This is a genomic window from Peribacillus sp. NPDC097198, from assembly GCF_044762055.1.
Lineage (GTDB): Bacteria > Bacillota > Bacilli > Bacillales > DSM-1321 > Peribacillus.
Map to the genome: position 1 here is coordinate 22,318 of NZ_JBIWDO010000011.1, position 25,278 is coordinate 47,595.

General features: G+C 40.0%; 20 protein-coding genes and 1 riboswitch. All 20 genes read right to left on the minus strand.

What is annotated here, in order from left to right; all coding sequences use genetic code 11:
- Window positions 1–25: 25 nt before the first annotated feature.
- On the minus strand, window positions 26–1,072 hold the full coding sequence (locus ACIQXQ_RS17140) for a cytochrome d ubiquinol oxidase subunit II (RefSeq protein WP_402959104.1): 1,047 nt from the start codon (window positions 1,070–1,072) through the stop codon (window positions 26–28).
- Between the two features lie 16 nt (window positions 1,073–1,088).
- Complete coding sequence (locus ACIQXQ_RS17145; RefSeq protein WP_402959106.1) at window positions 1,089–2,450, minus strand: cytochrome ubiquinol oxidase subunit I; 1,362 nt, start codon at window positions 2,448–2,450, stop codon at window positions 1,089–1,091.
- 589 nt (window positions 2,451–3,039) lie between these two features.
- Window positions 3,040–3,543 (minus strand): hypothetical protein, encoded by a 504-nt coding sequence (locus ACIQXQ_RS17150; protein WP_402959108.1) that lies wholly within the window; start codon window positions 3,541–3,543, stop codon window positions 3,040–3,042.
- 72 nt (window positions 3,544–3,615) lie between these two features.
- Complete coding sequence (gene sigH, locus ACIQXQ_RS17155) at window positions 3,616–4,269, minus strand: RNA polymerase sporulation sigma factor SigH (protein ID WP_402872719.1); 654 nt, start codon at window positions 4,267–4,269, stop codon at window positions 3,616–3,618.
- A gap of 330 nt (window positions 4,270–4,599) precedes the next feature.
- Entirely contained in the window at window positions 4,600–6,048 is a 1,449-nt protein-coding gene (locus ACIQXQ_RS17160; RefSeq protein WP_402959110.1) for an alanine/glycine:cation symporter family protein, read from the minus strand.
- Window positions 6,049–6,356: 308 nt separating this feature from the next.
- Entirely contained in the window at window positions 6,357–7,649 is a 1,293-nt protein-coding gene (locus tag ACIQXQ_RS17165) for a Na+/H+ antiporter NhaC family protein (RefSeq protein ID WP_402959112.1), read from the minus strand.
- A 199-nt stretch (window positions 7,650–7,848) separates the two neighbouring features.
- A riboswitch (SAM riboswitch) is annotated at window positions 7,849–7,953 on the minus strand.
- Between the two features lie 156 nt (window positions 7,954–8,109).
- Complete coding sequence (locus tag ACIQXQ_RS17170; protein ID WP_402959205.1) at window positions 8,110–9,309, minus strand: ABC transporter substrate-binding protein; 1,200 nt, start codon at window positions 9,307–9,309, stop codon at window positions 8,110–8,112.
- Between the two features lie 21 nt (window positions 9,310–9,330).
- Window positions 9,331–10,038: an ABC transporter ATP-binding protein gene (locus ACIQXQ_RS17175; protein ID WP_402959114.1), complete on the minus strand. Its 708-nt coding sequence runs from the start codon at window positions 10,036–10,038 to the stop codon at window positions 9,331–9,333.
- On the minus strand, window positions 10,031–10,795 hold the full coding sequence (locus tag ACIQXQ_RS17180) for an ABC transporter ATP-binding protein (protein ID WP_402959116.1): 765 nt from the start codon (window positions 10,793–10,795) through the stop codon (window positions 10,031–10,033). Before ACIQXQ_RS17180 ends, ACIQXQ_RS17175 begins: the two co-directional genes overlap by 8 nt.
- A 2-nt stretch (window positions 10,796–10,797) precedes the next feature.
- Window positions 10,798–11,793 (minus strand): branched-chain amino acid ABC transporter permease, encoded by a 996-nt coding sequence (locus ACIQXQ_RS17185; protein ID WP_402872698.1) that lies wholly within the window; start codon window positions 11,791–11,793, stop codon window positions 10,798–10,800.
- A gap of 1 nt (window position 11,794) precedes the next feature.
- Window positions 11,795–12,658 (minus strand): branched-chain amino acid ABC transporter permease, encoded by an 864-nt coding sequence (locus ACIQXQ_RS17190; RefSeq protein ID WP_402959118.1) that lies wholly within the window; start codon window positions 12,656–12,658, stop codon window positions 11,795–11,797.
- A gap of 595 nt (window positions 12,659–13,253) precedes the next feature.
- The gene (locus tag ACIQXQ_RS17195; RefSeq protein ID WP_402872693.1) at window positions 13,254–14,948 is read right to left on the minus strand and encodes a sigma-54 interaction domain-containing protein; all 1,695 of its coding nucleotides are present in this window, start codon (window positions 14,946–14,948) and stop codon (window positions 13,254–13,256) included.
- A 122-nt stretch (window positions 14,949–15,070) separates the two neighbouring features.
- On the minus strand, window positions 15,071–15,472 hold the full coding sequence (locus ACIQXQ_RS17200) for a MaoC/PaaZ C-terminal domain-containing protein (RefSeq protein WP_402959120.1): 402 nt from the start codon (window positions 15,470–15,472) through the stop codon (window positions 15,071–15,073).
- Entirely contained in the window at window positions 15,469–15,921 is a 453-nt protein-coding gene (locus ACIQXQ_RS17205) for a MaoC family dehydratase N-terminal domain-containing protein (protein WP_402872688.1), read from the minus strand. The genes ACIQXQ_RS17200 and ACIQXQ_RS17205 overlap by 4 nt, the downstream gene beginning before the upstream one ends.
- 19 nt (window positions 15,922–15,940) lie before the next feature.
- A complete protein-coding gene (locus ACIQXQ_RS17210) occupies window positions 15,941–16,705 on the minus strand; it encodes an SDR family oxidoreductase (protein WP_402872686.1) in 765 nt (254 codons plus the stop codon).
- 19 nt (window positions 16,706–16,724) lie between these two features.
- On the minus strand, window positions 16,725–17,900 hold the full coding sequence (locus tag ACIQXQ_RS17215; RefSeq protein WP_402872684.1) for an acyl-CoA dehydrogenase family protein: 1,176 nt from the start codon (window positions 17,898–17,900) through the stop codon (window positions 16,725–16,727).
- A gap of 26 nt (window positions 17,901–17,926) precedes the next feature.
- The gene (locus ACIQXQ_RS17220) at window positions 17,927–19,078 is read right to left on the minus strand and encodes an acyl-CoA dehydrogenase family protein (protein WP_402872681.1); all 1,152 of its coding nucleotides are present in this window, start codon (window positions 19,076–19,078) and stop codon (window positions 17,927–17,929) included.
- A gap of 597 nt (window positions 19,079–19,675) precedes the next feature.
- The gene (gene parC, locus ACIQXQ_RS17225) at window positions 19,676–22,120 is read right to left on the minus strand and encodes a DNA topoisomerase IV subunit A (RefSeq protein WP_402872678.1); all 2,445 of its coding nucleotides are present in this window, start codon (window positions 22,118–22,120) and stop codon (window positions 19,676–19,678) included.
- Window positions 22,110–24,095 carry a DNA topoisomerase IV subunit B gene (gene parE, locus ACIQXQ_RS17230; RefSeq protein WP_402872675.1) on the minus strand — a complete coding sequence of 662 codons (1,986 nt, stop codon included), beginning with the start codon at window positions 24,093–24,095 and terminating at the stop codon, window positions 22,110–22,112. Before parE ends, parC begins: the two co-directional genes overlap by 11 nt.
- Before the next feature lie 404 nt (window positions 24,096–24,499).
- Window positions 24,500–24,883 (minus strand): CoA-binding protein, encoded by a 384-nt coding sequence (locus ACIQXQ_RS17235; RefSeq protein WP_402873203.1) that lies wholly within the window; start codon window positions 24,881–24,883, stop codon window positions 24,500–24,502.
- Window positions 24,884–25,278 lie beyond the last annotated feature (395 nt).

Sequence of the window (25,278 nt, forward strand, 5' to 3'; positions counted from 1 at the left end):
AATTCCCTTTCTTATATCAAATTGACTAATTCGAAATATTCCGCTTTTTGAACTTTCTTCGTTGATCTTTCATGAAAATGGACCAGAAGTAATAAAAACCAGGAACTAATATCGCAAATCCCACAATATAGGTAGCGAACACGGCCCTGAATGAAGTCGGGTCTGTAAATGCTTCCATTATCCTGACATTCGGATAGATGATATATGGTAAATGTGCGACCCCATAGACATAGCTTCCTATCATATATTGGATGATAATCGCTATTACGGCGAGCCTTGGCATTCCCTTTACCTCTTGTTTGGAAAAATAGGGTAGGTAAAGAGCTACACCACTAATGATAAAAAAGACAAGGGAGACCAATAGCAGTGTGGAGTTCTCCATCATTCCTTCGTAAATCCACGATGCTTCTTTTTTCAGTGTGAACATTACGAGAAATGCCATGATTAACACCAATGGACCTGTAATCATTGCGTCACGGCGGTAGATCTTATACGACTTTAGCTCATCAGCCTGTTTCGAATAATCAGACAGAAGCAAAGATGAGAGAAACAATGTACTTAAAATACCAAAGCCTAAAAAGGCATATTCATTTGCGCTAGTGAAAAGTTTAACTAAATTTAATTCCTCGTTCCCCCCTACATTCTCGAGAAATCCAAGATGGGTAATCGGTAAAACACTGATTAATAGGCCAGGTATAATGAGACCCGTTATTCCAGATATATAAGTCAACATCTTTGCATACTTGTCCAGGCTGTGAGAGAAGACGAGAAAAGCACTTCTAATGCAAAGAAGAAGTAAAATTAAACTGGCGGGGACAATTAATGCAACTCCAATAGAAAATACAGCACCTGGAAATAGGCTATAAATGGCAATGACAAGGCCTACAACAAATGTATTCGTCACTTCCCAAGTCGGAGATAAATAACTATTTGCTATCTTTGTGGCATTCGTATGCTCTTTCTTGATATAGATCATTGCCCAGAATCCTGCACCAAAGTCCATGGACGCCATGATGGCATACAAGAAAATAAAGCCCCACACAAGCGTTATCGCTAGAAGTGCTTCATTCATTCACTATTCCTCCTTTTCATGAATTGGAATCGAATAACTGGACATCCTTCTGTTCAGCTTTATAAAGATCATCCGTTATGGAATGACGCTTGAAATAATAGGTAAGTGTAAATACAACAGACACACATAATATGATGTAAACGATAATGAATAATGTGAATAGGTACCCCAGATTTTCATAGGTGGTTACCGAATCTGCTGTGGTAAGCATTCGATAAATTGTCCATGGTTGCCTTCCCGTACATGCGAATATCCAACCACATTCGATGGATAGTACGGCCAATGGTCCCGAAGCCACAAACAACCATAAAAGCCACCTTGGATATCGCGCTTTCTTCAAGACCTTATTCCACACTAATGCGAACAAGGACAGTACTATTAATCCCCCCCCAATGATCACCATTGCATTGAATAATGTGTGAACATATAGCGGAGGCCAATATTCCTCTGGAAAATCATTCAGACCGGTAACTACCGTATCAAAACTATTTCCTGACAAAATACTCAGTACCCAAGGAAATTCTATGCCATATTTCACTTCCCGCGCTTCTCGGTCTGTCCAACCGAATAATGTGAGACCTGCATGATCCTTCGTTTCGAACAGGCCCTCCGCAGCTGCTAATTTTTCTGGTTGTTCCCGATATAAATGCTGGGTCGTCGAGTGACCATTAAGTGCGGTCAAGAATGAAAAGACCAACCCCAATACAATGCTTAACCTTAACGCCTTTTGATGAAAGTTATACTCGGTGGATCCATACTTATTTTTAAGCATTTTATAACCAGCAACAGCAGCAATCGCAAACGCTCCTGTCATATAAGCAGTGAGCGCCGTATGTCCTGCTGTTACGAAGAAACTCGGATTGAAAAAAGCTGCCCACGGATCCACATCGACGATTTCACCATTTTCGAACCGGAAACCAGCAGGTGTCCCCTCGAAAGCATGAACATTTGCAATAAGAACCGCTGAAGCCAAAGCACCAAATGCGACAAAGGATAAACTCAAGATTCTTGCCCATGGCCTGATTTTTTCAGCTGCATATACATAGATGGACATGAATAGTGCCTCAACCATAAAAGCATAAATCTCAATTTGGAACGGAAGGGCCATAACTCTACCTATGACCTCCATAAATCCAGGCCATAAAAGAGAAAGCTGCACACCGGCAATTGTACCTGTCGGGATTCCCACTCCCAACAGAATACCTAGTGTTTTGGTCCAGCGTTTAGCCATGACCACATATTGTAGATCTTTCGTCTTTTGATACATCAATTCCGCTGCCAGCATCATCATAGGTAATCCCACACCTAGAGTGGCAAATATAATATGTACGCCCATATTAGTCCCGAACATCGCCCTTGCCATTTGTAAGTGATCCATACTTATTTCCTTTCTAACCTAATTTATTCTCTTTAGCTTCTCCATACAAAAGGAAAATATTTAAAAAAGTTCCATGAAACCTCTTTATCTTTTGTTACTAACAGTTTTTTCCTTAGTTAAATATTATTTATTCTATCGAGGTCAATTGTAGGATATAAAATAGGTGAACGACCTCGAAAAATAGCAGGTTTGTTGCTGGATGATATACCATAGGCTGACGCTGTTCCCCATTAAAAAAACAAAAAAACACCGTTCAAAGTGAACGGTGTAAGCATTTGAACAATATTGAAAATTTCATTGTATAAATAGAACAAAATAGGCTTCCTCTTTCCTCACTATCATTAAGGAAGTATGGAAGATATCGATCATTCATGTACTCTTCTTTGTCGAATTTTATCATTTTAAGTAGATAAGTAGTTAATTAAAATGATATGCCGTTTCAAGGACCTACCATACAAGATGAGTTTTTGGCTTAAAACTGCATACATTTCACCCATAAAAAAAGAAAACCATACAAGTATTTAACGATAGGATTTTATACTATCTTAATTTTCAATTATCTCAATGGTCATTTAACCTGTTTTCGTTCTTATCGTTTCTTTTCTTTATTCCAGTAGTCATATATAGCTTCTTTCAATATCTCATTTAGATTTTTTCCTTGCTTCGCTAACCATTCCGTCTGATCTATCGGTAATAGTAGTTTAAGGTTTATTCTTTCATTTGGCATTTCCACTTTTCTTATTTCTTTCAGAGTAATGCCCTCTTCAACATTCGGGAAGGATGTTTCATTCTCATGTACTATCTGAAAATCTTCATAGCCTTCTAGATCATATATCTCACAAAATAGGTTAAGCTGGGGCAATCCTTCCCCCACTAAACCGCGCAGATGCATAATCGCACTGATTTCTTTACCATCTTCCAATTCTATTTCAATAATTAAATTTTCATTATTGCCGAATTTTTTTAATACTATTTCACTCACTATTATATCCAATTCCAATGTATACCTTGAAGCTGTCTCGAATATATATATAGCACTATTAAACATAAAAACACTTTCGCCATCTATTTTTACTGACTTAACCTTGCGCATACACACTCCACTTTCAAGTATTATTCTCCATGAATTAAATGACGGTAATCATGATGATAAAGAAAATCTATACTATTCAACCATCAACCGTGATTCCAGATACTTATCCAACTTCTTTTTTACACGTTGGAGTGCATTATCTATTGTCTTTACTTGAACATTCAATTCTAGTGAAATTTCCAAGTAGGTCTGCCCGCCCATATACAAGTCCACGACTGTACTTTCCAGATCACTAAGGAGTTCCGTTAATTTCAGTTCAATTTCACTGAATTCTTCTAATCCTATTAAAATGGCAACCGGATCCATCTGCTTTTGCTCAGGAACGACATCAATAAGAGCTTGCTCCGATTCCCCTTGGTAAATAGGTCTAAACAGTGAAACATAGGTATTCAATGGGGAATGCTTTTGTCTAGTGGCCGCTTTGACGGCAGTGATAATTTGTCTAGTAATGCAAAGTTCAGCAAATGACTTAAAGGAAGCCGAATTTTTGCAATCTCGATAATCCCGGATAGCCTTATACAGTCCAATCATGCCTTCTTGAAAAACATCTTCCTTATCTCCACCCGTTAGAAAATACTTCATTGCTTTAGTTTTGACAAGACCTTTATACTTCGTAATTAATTGATTCAGGGCCTCATCGTCACCATCTTGAAATTTGCCTATCAATATTGCATCTTCCATTTGTGTAGGGTTTTCTACTTTTTCCTTATCGAGGATCATACTCATTTTTATTCCTCCACTCACTTAGTTGAGCACCAAATAACTACAAGGTTGCGTTTTAGCTTCAAAATATTGGTAGAACCTTATAATATTATAGTATCTCAGCTACATCATTAAAGATACCCTTAAATACCGACATTTTCCAACAATATTATATATTACCAACTAGTAAATAGGAATATTGATTTATGAATTGTTTCATTTTATAAAGGTATTTATTCACAGTGTAATAGAATATTTAGAAAGAACATAACCCGGATTAAGATCCGGGGTTATATTGGGCTATCAAAAGGTATAAAAAAAGACCTCGAAAAAATATCGAGGCCTTTTTATTCATCAATCTAGATTCTTTTTCAATACCTTTTTACTGGATTCTTCCACGTGATCGGTTGGTTCACCCCAGCATTCAACATTCTTCAATCCCTTAATGTTACTTACATGGAAAACGGGATTCTTACCATCTTTCTTTTGCTTTTGATAATCAGCAAGGGCAGCGAAAGCTATTTTCCCTAGCAAGGCTATGGCTATCAGGTTTATGATGGCCATTGATCCCATCAGCAAATCTGCTAGATTCCATACAAACTCGAGCGAGGCCATCGACCCGAATATGACCATTCCAACGACTGCTGCACGATAAATATTTATCCAAACTTTTTTTTCATTAATAAAACTGATATTGGATTCTCCATAATAGTAGTTTCCAACAATTGAACTAAATGCAAATAAAAGCACAATAATAGCTAAGAATATACCAGCCCAAGATCCCAAATTCTCACTAAGGGCATTTTGCGTGAGAACAATTCCATCTGTTTCCTTCGACGAATACAGGCCGGAAAACAAGATGATAAAGGCCGTAGAACTACATATGATAAGCGTATCTACAAAAACGCCAAGTGACTGGATAAGACCTTGTTTTACCGGATGGGTGACATCTGCCGTAGCGCCAGCATTTGGAGCACTCCCCATTCCAGCTTCATTAGAGAACAATCCCCGCTTGATTCCGTTCATCATGGCTGCACCCAGTGCACCACTAGCAATTTCCCTCAATCCATCAAATGCACTATCAAAGATTAAAGCCAGAACACTAGGTAACTCGGTTATATTCATAATGATGACAACTAATGCTATTATTACATAAGCACCTGCCATGAAAGGCACAATGACTTCGGACACTTTAGCTACTACCTTAATCCCACCAAAAATGATTACAGCCGTAATGATTGCTAAAATAAGTGCAGTGACCCATTTCTCAACTCCAAAAGATGCTTGGAACGCACTTGTAATCGTATTGGCCTGAACTGAATTGAAAGCAAGTCCAAACGTCAATGAAATCAAAACTGCAAATGTGATACCCATCCAGCGTGCATTTAATGCTTTTTCCATATAATAAGCTGGACCACCACGGAATGCTTCTCCGTCTTTGACCTTGTAAATTTGAGCAAGTGTGCTTTCAATGAAAGCAGAAGCAGATCCAATCAATGCGATTAACCACATCCAGAAAACTGCTCCCGGACCACCAGTTGTGATGGCTATAGCCACACCTGCCAGATTCCCCGTTCCTACCCGGGAAGCCGTGCTGATACAAAAGGCCTGAAACGATGATACGCCTTTCTTATCTGCCGTAGCACCTTCCCCTAGTAACCTAATCATTTCTTTCACCATTCTAAATTGTACGAATTTAGTCCGAAAAGAAAAATAAATGCCCATTCCAATTAATAATATAATCAGTATAGATGACCATAATAAATCATTTGTTTCAGTAATAAACTTTTCTACTATCTCCATTTTTAAACGAACCCACCTCTAATTATTTCAATACAATACCTTTAGAGTTCCCGCTTTTGCAAAATAGTAAACACTTAAGAATAAAGATGACTCCTTATATTATATTTAATTATACTATTTTAATATTATTGAAGAAGGATATTAGTTTTTTGGAACATAAAAGAATTAAAGATTTCATCCACACTTTCCATTCGAAGTCACTTACCCTAAAAAAGCCCTGGCGACAATGCTCCAGGGCCAACATTCATGAATTTACATTCATGATTTTACATTCATGATTTATTGATACTCTTCCACCCATACTATTTTTATTTCTTCTTCGAGAACCGGGGAAAACCTATTAAAATGGCTATGATTCCTGAAATCCCGATTAAGACTGGATAGAAAGAATAGGGTAGGATACTGATAGGAGAGATGTGTGCAACACCGGCAGCTAAAAGTAGTTGTGCCCCGTATGGCAATAATCCTTGAATACTACAAGCGAAAACATCTAGCAAGCTGGCAGATTTCCTGGGATCAATTTCATACTTTTCGGCAATATTTTTTGCAAGTGGACCAGCAATGATGATGGATATGGTATTATTTGCCGTTGAAAGATTCGTTAAAGCAACCAATCCCGCGATGCTGAACTCAGCACTTTTTTTTGATTTGCTTTTTTTCGTCACGAGGTTCAGTAGGTAATCTATTCCGCCGTTATGTTTGATAACCGAAACCATGCCTGCAATCAAGATCGCTAAGAAGGAGATTTCATACATACCAGCCATTCCATCTCCTACTTTTTGAATAACCTCCATTGCATGATAACTGCCATCCGCTAAACCGATTATTCCAGCAAAGACAATGCCGATAGAGAGAACCAAGAATACGTTGATTCCCGCCAATGCTGCCACTAGAACACAAAGGTAAGGTAGAATTTTGACCCAACTGTAGGCTTCTCCAGAAATTGTAGCTTGTTCACCCATCGTCAGAAAACCAAGGATAACACATGTAATTACCGCAGCAGGTAAAACAATAAAAAAGTTCACTTTGAATTTGTCTTTCATTTTCGTTCCCTGTGTACGTACAGCTGCTATAGTCGTATCCGAAATGAAAGAAAGATTATCACCGAACATTGAGCCACCAATGACCGCAGCCATAGAAAGGGCAACTGAAATATCCGTCTGTTCACTAATTCCTACTCCAATTGGTGCTAAAGCCACTATCGTTCCCATACTTGTCCCCATAGATAATGAGATAAAACAGGCGATAATAAATAACCCCACCATTAATAGATTTTGCGGAACGATCGAAAGTGCAAGATTCACCGTAGATGCTACGGCTCCCATCCCATTTGCCACTTCCGAAAAAGCCCCAGCCAATAGGAATATGACAACCATCAACATAATATTTGAATCCCCGGCACCTTTACAAAAGATTTCTACTTTGTGATTGAATGATTCCTTTCGATTCATTGCCAGTGCCACAGCAGATGCAATGGCAATGGCAACAATCACTGGAAATGTGTAAAAATCTTTTGTAATCACACCTGAACCTATAAATAATATCAAAAAAACGATAAACGGCGTTAAAGCCCATGGATTCCCTTTATTGTCTAAACTCATGATGTACACCTCTTTATTATTTTTGCATGGTATTGGATACTCTTTTTGGACTCTCTAAATTTTCCGGCATCCCTTCATTTTAATATAAGCATGATTAAAAAATAGGAACACACCATCAAGAACAGATTCCTATCCTATGAGTACAAAAAGACCTCTTCCGTTTTAATACAAGAAGAGGTCTTTTAATCTATAAACACTCCTCTTATCTTTCAGGTCAATCGCCTGCTGGATTTGGCACAGCACTCTAAATAAGTCTGCTGCCGAGACATCTTCGGGCCAGTCCCTCAGTCTCTCTTGATAAGAAGTAAGAAATATTCATTTTTTTAAAGCAAATATAAGAGTACAGCATTTTAAGAGTTTTCGCAAGGTAAAGTATTAAAGATTTTTACAAACTTGTTGAATGCATTGGTTTTTAGTCTTCGTGGGCGTAAAGGTAGCTAGTGTGAAAGCAAGTGACACTTTACTCTTCTACACTGATGGGTACCACTTTGCCATCTTCTACCGCTCCGACAACGACTTTTGCTGCGAATCCACCATTTTCGTCAATCGAAGGTATATTGTAAATTTTCTGTTCAGGTGCCGTATTTGTCAGCCCATCCTGCATATGTTCACGGATGGCTTTCACATCCTCGACTGTTCCTGCCGCTTTCATTGCCTCCACAAAGGCATACATAGCAATGTAATTCAACCCCACTTCAGAACTAGCATCTTCCTTATAAATTTTTTTATATTTATCAATGAATGCTGGTGCTGCTTCTTCATTGGAGTCGATAAGCGGAAGCACACCAATCGAACCTTCCAATGTTTCGTATGAACCGGCAATTGGCTTCATTTGATCCAGTTTCGCCTGGTCCATGATAATAAAACCGCCTTTAAAACCTAGTTCTCTTGCTTGTTTTGCAACCTTGGCCGTAGGCTCCGACGCCCCACCGATGAAAAGGACATCAGGCTTTTCTTTTAAAGCATTTGTAACAGTCGTGAAGAAATCCGTTTCTTTAGAGAAATCAATTGAGGCATTATACACGACTTTACCACCCTGCTTTTCCCAATGTGGTAGTAGGTTTTCCGCCCAGTCTTTCCCGTACTGGGAAGATGGTGGCAATGCCGCGATTTTTTTGCCGAAGTTTTCCATTGCATACGTAGAAAACGGTTCAATATACCCTTCATAATTTGGCGGGATCCTTACCGTTAATGAATTTCCGCTTTCCGTGATAGCTGGTTCACTCGAATAGGCACCGATGATAAATTTCTCTTTTTCGTTAAAAACCTGTAGGGCCTGTATCCCCCCGCTATGAGGAGTGAAAATAATCGGAGTTTTGTATTCCTGGATTAAACGTTTAGCATTTGAACCCGTTTCATTCGGTAAGTACTTATCATCCAATGAAACCAGATTGAGCGTATATTTTTCCCCTTCCACTTCGAACCCACCGGCATCGTTTATTTCATTTACAGCCATCTCCATACCATTTAACGTTCGTTTTCCATATAAGGCTGCTGCTCCACTCAAAGGGCCGCTAAAACCGATATTGACAACATTCTTCCCTTTACCGGCCTTTCCTCCCCCACTTGATGCAGGGCTGTCTCCCTTGTTACACCCCACTAGTGCCGTTAGGACGAGTAATAGCATTACAAAGAATACACTCAACTTTTTCATAAAAATCCCCCATTCATTTTTAAACTCTTATGCTCCGATATAGGCTTTCCGTACTTCATCGTTAGACAATAATTCTTTTGCGGTCCCTTCAACGACAATTTCCCCATTTTCAAAAACATATCCTTTATCTGCAATGCTAAGAGCAGCATTCGCATTCTGTTCGGCTAGTAGAACGGTTATTCCTTCCCGGTTTATTTCTTCGATGACTTGGAACATCTGTTCAACAATCAAAGGAGCGAGGCCCACAGAAGGTTCATCTAGCATCAAAAGCTTCGGTTTAGACATCAAAGCCCTGCCAATGGCCAGCATCTGTTGTTGTCCACCACTCAGGCTTCCGGCTTCATCATGGAGTTTTTCTTTTAAAATAGGAAATAAATGATAGACATTTTCCAACGAGGACTTGATTTCCATCTTTTTTTTTCGATGTACGTAAGCTCCCATCTTCAAGTTTTCCTGGACAGTCATCTGAGGAAACAGTTTCCGCCCTTCTGCACATTGCACGATTCCAGCTTGGACATTCTTATCCGGAGCCCTACCTCCGATAGCCAGTTCCTCAAAATGAATTTCACCCTGAGCCAGCTTGCTTATGCCGCTGATAGAACGGAATGTCGTGCTTTTACCTGCTCCATTCGCCCCCAATAGAACGACAATTTCTCCCTTTTCCACTTCAATATTCACTTGCTTAATCGCAGTGAAGCTCCCATAACATACAGTAACATCAGTTAACTTAAGCACTAGCACTACCTCCTAAATAGGCTTTAATAACCGCCTCATTCCCCCTGATTTCTTTTGGAGTGCCCTCAGCAATTTTTTTCCCGTAATTCAGGACCATGATATGGTCAGCTAAGTTCATGATCATATGCATCTTGTGCTCGATCAAGCAAATCGTGAAGCCTGACTGATTTAACTCCTTGATCAGTTCTGTAAGCCCTTCTGTTTCATCAGGGTTTATGCCGGCAGCCGGTTCATCAAGAAAGATGATTTCCGGATCCGTCGCAAGGGCAAGGGCAATCGCCGTCCTCTTCTTTTCCTCTTGAGAAATACTCGAGACCATCTTATTTGCCGCATCCATTAAGCCGACAATTCTCAAAACTTCCATCGCTTTATCACGACAGGTCTTTTCCTCCCGTTTTAACCTCTTCGTCCTTAGGATAGCATCTACCAAATTCGATTTAGTGCGAAGCCTATGTCCGACAATCACGTTATCCAAGATGGTGGATTGTTCAAAAAGACTAGTCGTTTGGAATGTTCTTGCTATGCCAAGTCCCGCTATTTCATTGGCAGGAAGCTTCGTGATGTCTTTCCCTTTGAAGAGGACTGCTCCAGAACTTGGACGATGGAAGCCGCTGATCAAGTTGAAAAACGTAGACTTCCCGGCTCCATTAGGCCCGATAATCGCATTGATCTTTCCTTTTTCAATGGTGAAATCCACATTTTTTACAGCTGCCAATCCCCCGAAACTCTTTGTTAAATTCTTCGTTTCGATAAACATCTTCATCCCTCCTCCGCATTAACCGGAACGTCCTTACTCATAATCAGTTGTTTCTTATCTCTTCGTTTAATTTTCCAATCAAAGAATGCACCCGAAATACCGCGTGGATAGAAAATGATGATCAACGTAAGTAAAGGTCCAAAGATCAACATTCGATACTCTTGGAGAAATTGTAGATTCTGGGATAGTATGACGAGAAGCAAAGTTCCAACCAAAGGTCCCGATAGAGTTCCTATTCCGCCGACCAGTAGATACATCAACAAGTCGAACATTATGGCCGTAGACCCGATATCCGGTCCGATAAACCGCACGAATGAAGCATATAAGGCACCTGCCAAGCCTGCAAAAAATGTAGAAAGAACAAATGCGGTCAACTTATTCTTCATCGTGGATATGCCTATCGTTTGGGCAAGTTCCTCACTATTCCTGATGGCCATATAGGTTCTCCCTGTCAACGAATGAACAATACGATACATGACCAAAATGACGCCAAGTAGGAAAATGAGCACCAAATAATATTGTGAAGCGGCCGTCTCGAAAGTGATGGGTCCGATATTTCCAGGGGCCGGAATCCCAATCAAGCCTCTAACTCCTTCTGTAAGACCTTCCCATTTATCGATGACCAGGTAGATGATATATCCGACGCATAAAGTATAAATTGCGAAAAAGTGTTCTTTTGTTCTCAATGCTATTAATCCGACCAAAAAACCAAGCGCCCCTGAAATTAGGCAAGACAAGACCAGTGCCAACCAAAAGTTCATTCCCGCTTTTACCGTCAATAACCCCAATGAGTACGCCCCAATGGCAAAGTATCCAGCATGGGCAAGCGAAAGATAGCCCGTATAGCCCGCTAACAGATTAATTCCATATACCGCGATTGCCCAGATGAAAGACAACGTTAACATATGAACGTAATAGTCATTCTGCGCGATGATTGGAAATAAAAAGGCCAGGATGATCAAAATTAAGATGACATTTCGTTTTGATAAGATATTCAAACTACCTCTCCCCCTTTGCGAAAAGACCCGTCGGTTTGACCGTTAAGATGACTACTAAAAGGAAGAAGGCTATGATATCCTTATAATCATTGGATATATAGGTTGCGCCAAGGCTTTCACTGAATCCAAGAATATATCCACCAACGATTGCACCTGGAACGCTTCCCATCCCTCCTAGGATGATAATCACGAAAGCCTTTAATATCACTAAATGACCCATGCCTGGAAAAACTAGATTGATGGGAGATGCAAGGGAGGAAGCAATGGCGGCTAGCCCCCCAGAAATCATGAAGGTCAGCATGGCAACTTTATTGATGTTAATCCCGACTAGCGAAGCCCCTTCACGACTTTGGGACATCGCGATGATCGTGGAACCTGTATACGTCTTCTTTAAGAACAGATAGAGAACCGACATGACCACGATTGCCGCCACAATAATCAACAAACGTTGCATCGTGAACGTCAAGCCCATGATATTGACTACTTGTCCATAAGGAGATTGCATGGTTTGAAAATCAGCTCCCCAGACAAATTGTGCAAAGGCTTCAAGAAAAAGTAAAATTCCAATGGCTGCAATTTTATCATGCAACGGTGGAGCATCCCTTAACAAACGGAATACGAATCTTTCCAATAAAACCCCAAGAAGGCCCACGACAATGACGGACACGAACATAGCAATCCAGTAATTCAGCCCAGATAACGTCATCATCGACAACGTGACATACCCTCCTATCATATAGAGAGCACCATGGGCAAAGTTAGGGATATGAAGAATCCCATAAACCAATGTCAACCCAAGGGCAACTAGGCTATATACGCTTCCGATCGTTAAACCATTAAACAATTGCTGAACTAAAATCTCCATTTCCTGCCTCCCTTATCCCAATGAATTGTTCGTAGGTAATCCTTTACTTTAATACAACACCCCTAACCATAAGGAACTCTTCTCCATGACCCTATCGAATTGTTAATGCCAGCCTTTTTGTTAGCGCTTTCATTATTTCATCGCGTAATCCATCGAAAGGCTACCCGCTTCTTCTGTAACCTCGTTTCGACCCATTTTTCCGTAATCTTTATCTACTTTTTAAGTTGTCTGCGTCCCATTTTATGATTTCATGAATACTATCTTCATATCTGTCAACTGAATAACGCTGTGCAATCGTCGGAAACGTTCCACAGTCACCTCACATTCCCCATAGATCATTTGTAAAGCATTTCCTTAATAACAATGCAAGTACTATGCCATCTTGAAAAAGCCATACTAAGTCACTTTACGAAATAAGAATGATTCACTTTTGATTCAAATAATTGAATCCACATGGCATGACCATCATTCACTTTTGACTGAATGAACCACTTTTGAATTAGAATGGATTGTCTTTGCAAAAATAGATTTTATCCAGATGACTACTAGGGAAGAAATGAAAAGGGGCATTCCCCTTACGGAAATCCCCCTTTGCTTACCTATTCTTTTCACTGACTCTCAAGCCATATTTTTTTAGTTTCCTGACAATCGTAGCCTGGCTTGAATCAAGAGCTTCAGCAATTTCATATGTGGTCTGATAAGTTTGCGCCGCTTTTGTCAATATTTCTTTTTCAGCTCCCTCCACCGCTTCCTTTAGAGACTGAGAATCACGAGAGTTGGTTTGGCTCATGTTTTCTTGCTGATATTCTACAGGCAAGTCGCTTACCGAGATGACGGAACCATTCGTTAACACGACCAGTCTTTCCACTATATTAATCAGTTCTCGGACATTTCCCGGCCAATCATAATGAAAAAAATAATCTTTTAACGCTGAATCTAACTTTTTGGTCAATTTATATTGATTGTTGGCCTTGGTTAAAAATAAATCAGACAATGCGAGGATATCTTCTCTTCTTTCCCTAAGAGGTGGAATCACAATGGGGATGACATTCAGGCGATAATATAAATCTTCGCGAAATTCTCCCGCTTTGACCATATCCAATAGATTTCGATTTGTGGCCGCGATAATACGAACATCGATTTTCTTCGGTTTCGTTCCTCCGATTCTTTGTATTTCCCTTTCCTGAAGAACACGAAGTAATTTTACCTGAAGCTGAAGTGGGAGTTCACCGACTTCATCCAAAAATAATATTCCGTTATCAGCTATTTCGAACATCCCCGGTTTCCCCTTGTGATTAGCCCCGGTAAACGCTCCCCCCTCATAGCCAAACAGTTCAGACTCCAATAAATCGGCAGGAATCGCCCCACAGTTTATCTTAACGAAATCCCCTTTTTTTGAACGGATGCTCCCGTTAAAGATATTGCGGGCCAATACGTCCTTTCCCACACCCGTTTCCCCTAATATAAGGACTGTCGCGTCAATGTCTGAAATCCTTTCAGCAATTTCGTAAATCTTCCTCATCTTTTCACTAACAAAAACGACTCCATCTTGATTTGTAATCTTTCTTAGCTTTTCGATTTCCTGCTTATACTGATTGTTCAATTCATTCACTTTCGTCAATTCATGCATCAGTTCATTCAAATCGGATAAATCACGTATATTCGTAACGATCTGTTCAATCTCCCCTTCACCATTAAACACCGGGCTTCCCGTGATCAGCGTCTCTTTTCCGGCGAAGTTATCCTGTACGACTGATACAGTCCTCCTCTGTTTTACCACTTTATGTGTAACCGAGGCATTCAGTATTCCACGCTTAATCAACTGATTTACTGATTTGCCGATATAATACTCTTTAGGAATCCCCGTAATTCTCTCAATAGCCGGGTTTGTATATATTGTCACTCCATCAGGATCGGTGATATAAATGCCATCATAGGAATTCTCAATGATGGCATCCAATGCGCGGTTCATTTTTTTGGTTTCCCCGAATTCTTCCATTACATCATCGACATATGAAGTTTGACCCCCTACATATAAATGCTCGCCTTTTTCCAATTGCATCACTGAGATAAATACATATCGATTGGTGCCATGGTATGCTGTTGCCAGCCTATTATTATCAAAAAATATCCATCTATCAAATAAATCTGAAAGGGTATTTCTATTCTGCATCTGTTCCTTAAAATATTGGCTCCATTCTTTAATCTTGCCTTCATCATCAAGGATAATGGCAGGAAATGGCCATTCTTTGATCCATTTGATCTGGGAATCCTGTTTCAGTTGATTCAATACATTCACCACCGCAAAAGAATTCTTTCTAATTCAATTCTCGATATCTTTCGAATCCCCTTTAATAATGTCGAAATTCCAATAAAAAATAGTGATGAAATAACTTCATCACTACCTATCATTCAATATACTTTGAATATGACCTCCCCACTGATTGTTTCCTTGCCTACTTGATTGACGGCAACTACAACAAAATGGTACGTATCTTCCTTTTTCTCTTTTAAATAGGCTTGAAGCGTGATGACATCATCTAGAAAAACCATACTCTTGAATCGTATTTTATACTCTTCAATAAATCCGATGTCATAAGAATCACTGAATAACTTTGCAAGGTTTCCCATCGTCCACATTCCATGGGCAATGATTCCAGGTAGACCGGCCTTTTTAGCTTCTTCATCAATGGTATGAATGGGATTGAAGTCACCGGAAGCACCAGCGTATTTAATGAGATCTAGGCGTGAAACAGGATTCAACTTTATCGATTGTACAGAATCTCCAGGATTCAATTCTTTTAACAAACTCATCGGCTCCCCACCGACTTTCTTACCGTATCATTGATGATGACCAATTGATCGGCAGTAAATACTATCTCACCATTTGCATCGGTTCCATAATTTTTTAATGCTAGAAACCCCAAATCCCCCTGTTTTCCACTCTTCTCATAATAATCCTTCACTTCTGTATAACACGTGATTTCTTCCCCTACCAGAAGGGGCCGCTTATAATGATAAATCTGCTCGCCGTGAATTAACCCTTTAGCAGGGAGGTTCAACCCTTCAATCACTCCATAATCAAAGACCCGTGGGAATGTAGGAGGGGCAATATTCGTGCCGTACCTTGATTGTTTTCCTATCTCTTCATCAATGAAAATAGGATGCAAGTCACCGATTGCTTCCGCGAATTTTTTCACGGCCCCACGTTCGACTGAATTTTTGACCGGTTTGGAACGTTTTTCGATACAATCTTTAAACATATCATCCCCACCTAATCAGTTAATTTTTTGGACCACCTGCAACGTAAAGAACTTGACCATTAACAAAGGAAGAAGCTTCATCAGCAAAAAAAGCAACAGCATTTGCGATATCACTTGGCTTCCCGCTTCTAGCAACTGGAATCTTCTTCACACTTCCCTCAACGAACTGCTCAAAACTGACCCCCACACGACGTGCAGTTTCTTTCGTCATCTCCGTTTCAATGAATCCAGGGGCTACCGAATTAGCTGTGATTCCATATTTACCGAGCTCAATCGCTAAAGTTTTCGTTAACCCTTGCAGCCCCGCCTTTGCAGCTGCATAATTCGATTGTCCTCGATTGCCGAGAGCCGAAGTGGACGAAATATTGATGATTCTTCCATATTTTCTTTCAACCATGTATTTTTGAGCAGCACGGACTGAATTGAACGTACCCTTCAAATGTACATCCATGACTGTCTGCCAATCCGAATCGGTCATTTTGAATATTAGGTTATCGCGAATGACCCCCGCGTTATTGACAAGGATATCAAGCGAACCGAATGTTTCCGCTATTTCCTTGACAGCAGTTTCCACCTCTTCTGCCTCGACCACATTTGCCACTTTTGTATAAATGGTATAGCCTTGGTCACGTAGTTCATTTCCCGCTACATTCAGGACTTCTTCATTAATATCGATGATTCCTACCTTTGCTCCTTCACTTGCTAGTAGTTCAACGATTGCCCTTCCAATCCCCCTGCTTCCACCAGTTACTAATGCTGTTTTTCCTAAAAATCTTCCTGTCATGTTTGTTCCTCCTCATCTATTATAAAAATTGTCCTAGTTTAACATGTCCTTTAATTAAGTTCCTTGAAATGATCATACGCTGAATTTCATCTGTACCATCGTATATTCTCCAGAGCCTTGCTTCACGGTACCAACGCTCAATAGGCAGTTCTTTTGTATAACCCATGCCACCATGGATTTGCAAAACACGATCGACGACTCGATTCCCCATATTCGAGCCATAAAGTTTAGCCATCGAGGCTAGATGACGATTGTCTTCTCCATTATCAAGTGTGAAAGCTGCATTTAAGACTAACCACCTTGCCGCTTCAATTTCAACAGCAGAGTCTGCAATCTGCCATTGAATGGCCTGACGTTCCGCAATAGGCTTCCCGAAAGTTACCCGCTCCTTTGCATAGTCGATGGCCATTTGGAGTAATCGTTCAGCTGAACCCACTGCCCTTGCCCCAACAATCCATCTTGCAAAACCTATCCACTCGAGACCCAATTTGTAGCCACCATGTATTTCCCCTAATATATTCTCCTCAGGTACCCGTACATTGTCGAACACTAAACCGGCAGGTCCCCATTCGCCCATCGTATTGATATATTCTGATTTCCATCCCATGTCCCGATCCACGATGAAACAGGTGACGCCTTCCGTCCCCGTTGCCTGGTGACGTTCTTTGTCCGTAACCGCAATGACCATGACAAAATCTGCATCATTTCCACCGGTGATGAACGTTTTTTCGCCATTCAGCACCCACTCGTCTCCATCCTTAATGGCCGTCATTTTTATGTTGCGTGTATCGGATCCAGCCCCTGGTTCCGTCATCGCAAAACAAGACTTCTTCTCCCCATTGATCGTTGGAATCAGATATTTCTTCTTCTGTTCTTCATTTCCATAATACAGAATATTATCAGCTGATCCACCGAAACTGAAAGGAACGAATGTCTTCGAAACTTCCATCAGCACGATGGCCATCATCATTTGCCCTAAATCAGCCCCACCATATTCTTCAGGTGTATTAACTCCCCAAAACCCCGCCTTTTTTGCTTTTTCCTGTAATTCCTGTAATGTCTCTGCAGGTAAACTGGGCTTTCCGGCTATTTCATTCCGGAGCACTTCATTTTCCAGTGGAATCAGTTCATTTTCGACAAACTTACGAATCGTTTTTTGCACCATTCTTTGTTCATCCGATAAACGTAAATCCATTACAATCCCTCCAGCTTCCATTAAAATTATTTTGAATGCGCTTTCTTCAATTGCCCTGTAATGATGTTTTTCTGGATTTCCGACGTACCTTCATAAATTCTAGTAATTCTTGCATCCCGAAAGAAACGTTCGATAGGAAAATCCTTAATATATCCGAGTCCTCCATGAATCTGGACCGCTTTATCCGCCACCCGATTATATACTTCCGAACCGAAAAGCTTCAGCATGGCCGCTTCCTTAATGATTTTCTCTCCCTGATCGACCATCCAGGCCACTCTATAGGTAAAAGAACGAAGTGCCTCTATTTCCATTGCCATCTCAGCTATCATATGGGATACAGCCTGGTGTTCAATAATCGGTACATCAAATTGTTCCCGTTCCATTGCATAATGAATGGATAAATCCAATAAGTACTGACATGAACCTAAATTGCGTGCTGCGAGTCCTGCTCGACCGTTTGCCAGGATTTTAAGGGCATTGACGTATCCTTGGCCAACTTCCCCCAGTACATTTTCCAAAGGAACCTCGCAATTTTCAAAAATCAGTTCTGCAGAATGGGAACCTCGTAGCCCCATTTTCCTTTCCATACTACCTACTTGGAATCCTGGGAATCCCTTTTCTACGATGAATGAAGTGATTCCTTTTGCTCCTTTTTCCTTATCCGTAACAGCCATGACGGTGAAAATATCTGCCACATCCGCATTCGTTATATAGTGCTTTGTTCCATTCAGGATATATCTATCACCTGATTTTACCGCGGTCATTTTTAAATTTGTGGCATGTGATCCTGCAGCTGGTTCCGTTAAAGCAAATGCTCCGATTCGATTTCCACTTGCCATGTCAGAAAGATACTTTTGCTTTTGTTCTTCATTCCCCATCTCCACAATACCGACTGTTCCGATACCGGTATGGGCTCCTATCAACGTCGTATACCCATTATGCGTTTTTCCTATTTCCTCATATAAGGCACATTTTTCGACCATACCGATACCTAGTCCATCATACCTCTCAGGGATACTAAGACCGAATAAGCCCATTTCTTTAGATAATTGAATGAGAGAATCAGGGATACGGTCTTCCTCTTCAATCTGCATGGCAAATGGTTCGATTTCGTCTTGAATAAATTGCCGGATATTTTCTTTCAAAAGTAGAGTCTCTGCATCAAAGCGAAAGTCCATGCCGTTAGCCCCCCTTTTTTTTTAATTGGTTTCTGCCGATCGAACCTTTTTCACATGAGTTGTTTCTTAACTTAAAGCACTATGTATAGGCTTTTGTTTAAATGAACCGCAGTTTAATAGAAATACGAGTCGAAGATTAAAAAATATGTCTTTTTGACGAGCATGTAGGAAGGTCATTTCAATTTTTTTCAAGATTAGAATTCTTGTTATAAGATCTATCCATTTTTGCTCCCTTTCCTAATTCACAAAAATCAAGAAGATACAATTATCATATGCAAGTAATGTGCCAAATTAAAAACGCTACCAGGCTAGCAATCTGGTTTCATTAAAATTCAAATTTGAATTAATCATCCAATTATTGAGATTTTCTCATGGACACTACAACGATTTAATTTTGACTTAATCATTCACTTTTGAATTAAGAACATATTAAGTAGTTAGTGAGTAAAGAAGGCATCGGGGTAAATGTAAATGGTGTTATTTGACTACACGGACAGTAAGGGACGAATGAGCCTAGATTTGAACACAGATCAACCATAGAAATACAGAAAAGGGATGCTGACCAAGTCAGCATCCCTACTATAAAATGAATGGATGTTACGAATCTTTTACAGATTCATCTTCTAATGAAATTTTCCATAATTCTTTTGCTTTTCCGCTTTCCGTTTCGTCAAAAATAAAGGAACCATTTGTGTAGCGATCATGATTTTTCAATGATGATGCATGAACGGTTTCAATTTTGCCTTTTTCAGAAAGAATGAACAAACTATCGGTTTTATTGACTGTATCAAATCCAATGACACGATGAGGATTTGATTTAAGTTCCCTTAATACGACAACCCCACGTTTAGCACGGCTTGTTTTTTCGAACTCCGTCAATTTCATTTTCTTGATGGCCCCGCGTTGTGTGACGATCAAAATGGATTCCTTACTATCCTTGGCTAATATCTTACCGCCAATGACATAATCATCTTCTTTTAAATTGATTCCCTTCACACCAGCAGCACGGATGCCTACAACACTCACTTCTTCTTCATCAAACCATAAGCCATAACCATTGTGGGTGACTATGAATAGATCAGCCTTGCCATCGGTGTGGTGAACATCAATCAATTCATCATCACCCTTTAAATTGATGCCTACTAGGGTTTTGGAATGACGCTGTGCTTTATAGGAAGCTAGTTCGGTCTTTTTGACCATGCCATTTTTCGTTATGAACACTAAAAACTCTGGTTGATTGAAATCTTTTATTGGAATGGCCTTAATGATTTGCTCATCCCGATCTATTGGGATGATATTCGCGATATGTTGGCCCGTTTCTTTCCAACGAATATCTGGAAGCTGATGGACTGGACAATATAGGAAATTACCTTTGGAAGTGAACAACAGCAGTACGTCTGTCGTATTCATTTCCAGTTTCTGAAGCATGCGGTCTGAATCCTTCATGCCAAAATCAAGCCCACCGGATGCCGAATAAGATCGTAGCGATGTACGCTTGACATAGCCCTCTTTCGTTACAGTGACCATAACGTCCTCACTTGCTATCAAGACTTCAAGATTGATCTTGATTTCTTCAATCTCATTCTCGATTTTCGAACGTCGGCCGTCATCAAACCCTTTTTTAATAAATCGTAATTCTTTTTTAATGACTTGAAGTAGAACCTTCTCACTACCAAGTATTTTAGTCAATTCCTCAATCTTACTGTTTAACTCTGCTGCTTCAGCTTTTAGAGCTGTAATGTCCGTGTTGGTCAAACGGTAGAGCTGTAAAGATACAATGGCTTCGGACTGAGCTTCGGTAAAGGTAAACTTGGCAATCAGGTTATCTTTAGCATCTCTTTTATCCTTAGAACCTCGGATGACAGCGATGACTTCATCTAAAATGGATAGAGCCTTTATTAAGCCGTCTACAATATGTGCCCTATCGTGTGCTTTTTGAAGTTCAAAACGAGATCGGTTAATTATAACCTCTTTACGATGGTCAATATATGCATCAAGCATTTTAGGCAGGCTCATCAATGTCGGCCGTTTTTTATAAATCGCCACCATATTAAAATTATAAGAAACCTGGAGATCGGAATTTTTATATAAATAATGCAAGACACCATTTGCATCTGCTTCTTTTCTCAATTCAATTACGATTCGAAGTCCCGTACGGTCGGTTTCATCACGAACCTCCGCAATTCCTTCAACTTTACGATCAAGCCGGAACTCATCTATTTTCTTTACAAGATTCGCTTTATTGACTTCATAAGGGATTTCCGTAACGACAATTTGTTGCTTTCCTCCACGTATCGTTTCCACATCAGCCAAGCCACGGACGATGATTTTACCTTTGCCGGTTTCATAGGCTTTACGAATGCCTTCGATTCCCTGAATGATACCGCCTGTTGGGAAATCGGGACCTTTGATAACTGTCATCAAATCCGCGACTGTCGCTTTCGGGTTATCGATCCTCATAATGGCTGCATCAATGACTTCGCCTAATTGATGTGGAGGAATCTCCGTTGCATAACCAGCAGATATACCTGTCGAACCGTTTACGAGCAGGTTCGGGAACATTGCCGGTAATACGATAGGTTCTTCGGATGTATCGTCAAAATTGGAGACAAAATCAACAGTCCGCTTGTCTATATCACGTAACATCTCGGAGGCAATGGCTGAAAGCCTTGCTTCCGTATAACGCATTGCAGCTGGTGGGTCACCATCGATACTACCGTTGTTTCCATGCATCTGAACCATGACCTTCCGCAACTTCCAATCCTGACTCATCCGTACCATGGCCTCATAAACTGAGGAATCACCGTGTGGGTGATAGTTACCAATAACATTACCGACCGTTTTGGCAGATTTTCTAAACCCTTTTTCCTGGGTATTCCCTTCTACAAACATGGCATATAAAATCCGGCGCTGAACCGGTTTTAATCCATCTCTTGCATCTGGTAATGCACGATCCTGAATAATATATTTACTATAACGCCCGAAGCGATCTCCAATAACCTCTTCTAGCGGTAAATCACGAAATGACTCTTCAAATACCATCGTTATTGACCTCCTCTTCAATCGACATATTTTCATTATCTAAAATATTCGATTCCTCTTCGAGACCAAAAGCAACATTGGCTTCAATCCATTTACGGCGCGGCTCTACTTTGTCACCCATTAACGTTGTTACACGTCTTTCAGCACGTGCCCCGTCATCGATTTTGACGCGAATCAATGTTCTTGTTTCCGGATTCATGGTCGTATCCCATAGCTGATCGGCATTCATCTCACCAAGACCCTTATAGCGCTGGATCATATAGCCTCTGCCTATTTTATCAATTGCACCCTGAAGTTCATCATCGCTCCAGGCATATTCTATAATCTCTTTCTTTCCCGTGCCTTTACTCACTTTATATAATGGCGGCAAGGCGATAAATACCTTTCCTGCCTCTATTAATGGCTTCATATAACGATAAAAGAATGTAAGCAGTAATACTTGAATATGTGCTCCATCCGTATCGGCATCAGTCATGATGATGACTTTATCATAATTGGTATCAGGGGTATTGAATTCCGCCCCCACTCCTGCACCTATGGCATGAATAATCGTGTTTATTTCTTCATTTTTGAAAATATCGGCAAGCTTAGCCTTTTCGGTATTGATGACTTTACCCCTTAGCGGTAGCACCGCTTGAAAACGTCGATCCCGACCTTGCTTGGCAGATCCTCCTGCAGAGTCCCCTTCAACAAGATATAATTCATTTCGCTCGGGATTTTTCGATTGGGCTGGCGTCAATTTCCCCGAAAGATTACCATCAGATTTTTTCCGTTTCTTTCCGCTTCTAGCATCTTCCCGAGCTTTTCGGGCCGCTTCACGAGCTTGGAAAGCTTTGATGGACTTTTTCACTAATAGTGTGGTAGTCGTCGGATCTTCTTCAAAAAAGTATGCTAAATGCTCTGAAACGATTGAATCGACAGCAGACCGCGCTTCACTGGTACCCAGCTTGCTTTTAGTCTGACCTTCAAATTGCAGGAGCTCTTCCGGAATGCGGACAGAAATAATTGAAGATAATCCTTCTCGTATATCCGATCCTTCAAGATTTTTATCTTTTTCCTTTAATAACCCCATCTTTCTGGCGTAATCATTAAATGAACGTGTCATCGCTGTCTTAGCCCCAATTTCATGGGTCCCGCCATCTTTCGTGCGGACATTATTGACAAAGCTTAGGATGTTTTCTGAATATCCATCATTAAATTGAAAAGCCAGGTCGACCTCAATTCCATTCTGTTCCCCTTCTAAACTGACAACATTATGGAGCGTCTCTTTTTCCTCATTTAAATATTCTACAAAAGCTTCTATCCCAGTTTCATAATGGAATATTTCATGCTCATTTTTCCGTTCATCTATCAACTCTATTTTCATGCCCTTTAAAAGAAAAGCAGACTCACGAAGTCTTTCAGAGAGCGTATCATAATTAAATGTGGTAACCGAAAATATTTTAGGATCCGGCTTAAAATGAATTCTTGTCCCGGATTGATTGGTTTTGCCGATTTTCTCCAAGGTGGTTTCCGGTTTACCCCCGTTGAAGAAACGTTGTTCATAAATGAACCCGTCTCTTTTAATCGTGACGACAAGCCATTCAGACAATGCATTCACAACTGATGCACCAACCCCGTGCAGACCGCCACTTGTTTTATATCCACCTTGTCCGAACTTACCTCCGGCATGAAGAATCGTCAAAATGACTTCAGGTGTAGGTTTCCCCGTTTTATGCATACCTGTAGGCATCCCCCGACCCTTATCCGTTACACTTACACTATTATCTTTATGTATTTTCACACTAATGTGGTCTCCATAACCGGCCAAAACCTCATCTACGGAGTTATCCACAATCTCATACACTAAATGATGAAGTCCACGTGCATCCGTACTGCCGATATACATACCGGGACGTTTTCTGACCGCTTCGAGTCCTTCCAGTACCTGAATTGCATCATCATTGTACTCGATTGTCTTTACTTTCTTTGCCACAGAAATTCCCCTTTCCTTACTAAACACAATTTCCGGGCCAAATCATACTGCAATGAAATGACTCTTAACCTTAAACCAAATAATTTATATGTTCGTTATCTTTACATAAAGTATAATGGTTTCGAACAAAAAGAACAAGTGTTCTATTTTTTTCGTCCCTTTATTAAACGTTAATATTCTTGATCGGAATTTATCATGTTCGTTTTATTGTAAAATCTATCTGATCCACCGTTCTAATTGTAGCCGTAAATTTTCATTTGGCAAATAGCGTTTTACTATTTCTCTTAAATTTTATATGTAGTTTAATTGCGATAACTATGTTTCGTTTTCAATTCAAGCTATGTTTTTCAAAAAATTTAATTCCCCACTTATAAAAAAAAGAGCGGAAAAATCCGCTCTTTACTTTATTTTGTAAGAGCGTGTTCAACTTTTATACATCGATTCATAATAACAGTATAGCCTTTTTCTTTTAGAAAATTATATGCCTCTTCGTTTTCAACCCCTAGTTGTGCCCAAAAGATATCCGCATCAATTTCTGCGAATTCTTTTGCAATCTCCGGTAGGTATTCAGAGCGGCGAAAAACATTGACGATATCGACATGTCCAACAATATCTTTTAGTGATGCAACCGCCTTAACCCCCATCACTTCGGATACGGCAGGATTGACCGGAATGATTTCATATCCATTATCCTGCATAGCTTTTGAAACCATATATGAAGTTCGATCAGGATTATTCGATAGTCCTACCACAGCAATCCGTTTCGATTTTTTTAACATCTTGCCCATTTCTTCCCTACTAGGATTTTCAATCACTTTTATCAGTCCCCTTTAATATAAAATACAATACTAACGAATAGTTTTGCCTCATTAAGAATATTTTACAAAGAAAAGCAGTTTAATACCATTATTAAGAAAACCATTATACAAAAATTCATTCTTACCGAACAGATATTTCGTCGATTAATTTCATTTCAGACATAAAGGAATGGTTATCCCGATACTTGGATGGAAGTACATGTTACATTTCTTATATTAACGATAAACCCTTCTTATAAACCATTCAAATCATAGAATTCGAAGATATATCAAAAAAATTCATAAGGATTTTTCCAGACAGCCATGCCATTTTATCATGAAAATGTTACAATAAGATAAACTTATCAGGTATTTGAGGCTGATTT

Bases quoted from the DNA above. Each gene is read 5' to 3' on its own strand.
- ACIQXQ_RS17140 (WP_402959104.1), bottom strand. From the start codon at position 1,072: ATGAATGAAGCACTTCTAGCGATAACGCTTGTGTGGGGCTTTATTTTC.
- ACIQXQ_RS17145 (WP_402959106.1), bottom strand. From the start codon at position 2,450: ATGGATCACTTACAAATGGCAAGGGCGATGTTCGGGACTAATATGGGC.
- ACIQXQ_RS17150 (WP_402959108.1), bottom strand. From the start codon at position 3,543: ATGCGCAAGGTTAAGTCAGTAAAAATAGATGGCGAAAGTGTTTTTATG.
- sigH (WP_402872719.1), bottom strand. From the start codon at position 4,269: ATGAGTATGATCCTCGATAAGGAAAAAGTAGAAAACCCTACACAAATG.
- ACIQXQ_RS17160 (WP_402959110.1), bottom strand. From the start codon at position 6,048: ATGGAGATAGTAGAAAAGTTTATTACTGAAACAAATGATTTATTATGG.
- ACIQXQ_RS17165 (WP_402959112.1), bottom strand. From the start codon at position 7,649: ATGAGTTTAGACAATAAAGGGAATCCATGGGCTTTAACGCCGTTTATC.
- ACIQXQ_RS17180 (WP_402959116.1), bottom strand. From the start codon at position 10,795: ATGTTTATCGAAACGAAGAATTTAACAAAGAGTTTCGGGGGATTGGCA.
- ACIQXQ_RS17190 (WP_402959118.1), bottom strand. From the start codon at position 12,658: ATGGAGATTTTAGTTCAGCAATTGTTTAATGGTTTAACGATCGGAAGC.
- ACIQXQ_RS17200 (WP_402959120.1), bottom strand. From the start codon at position 15,472: ATGAGTTTGTTAAAAGAATTGAATCCTGGAGATTCTGTACAATCGATA.
- ACIQXQ_RS17205 (WP_402872688.1), bottom strand. From the start codon at position 15,921: ATGTTTAAAGATTGTATCGAAAAACGTTCCAAACCGGTCAAAAATTCA.
- ACIQXQ_RS17210 (WP_402872686.1), bottom strand. From the start codon at position 16,705: ATGACAGGAAGATTTTTAGGAAAAACAGCATTAGTAACTGGTGGAAGC.
- ACIQXQ_RS17215 (WP_402872684.1), bottom strand. From the start codon at position 17,900: ATGGATTTACGTTTATCGGATGAACAAAGAATGGTGCAAAAAACGATT.
- ACIQXQ_RS17220 (WP_402872681.1), bottom strand. From the start codon at position 19,078: ATGGACTTTCGCTTTGATGCAGAGACTCTACTTTTGAAAGAAAATATC.
- parC (WP_402872678.1), bottom strand. From the start codon at position 22,120: ATGGTATTTGAAGAGTCATTTCGTGATTTACCGCTAGAAGAGGTTATT.
- ACIQXQ_RS17235 (WP_402873203.1), bottom strand. From the start codon at position 24,883: ATGGGCAAGATGTTAAAAAAATCGAAACGGATTGCTGTGGTAGGACTA.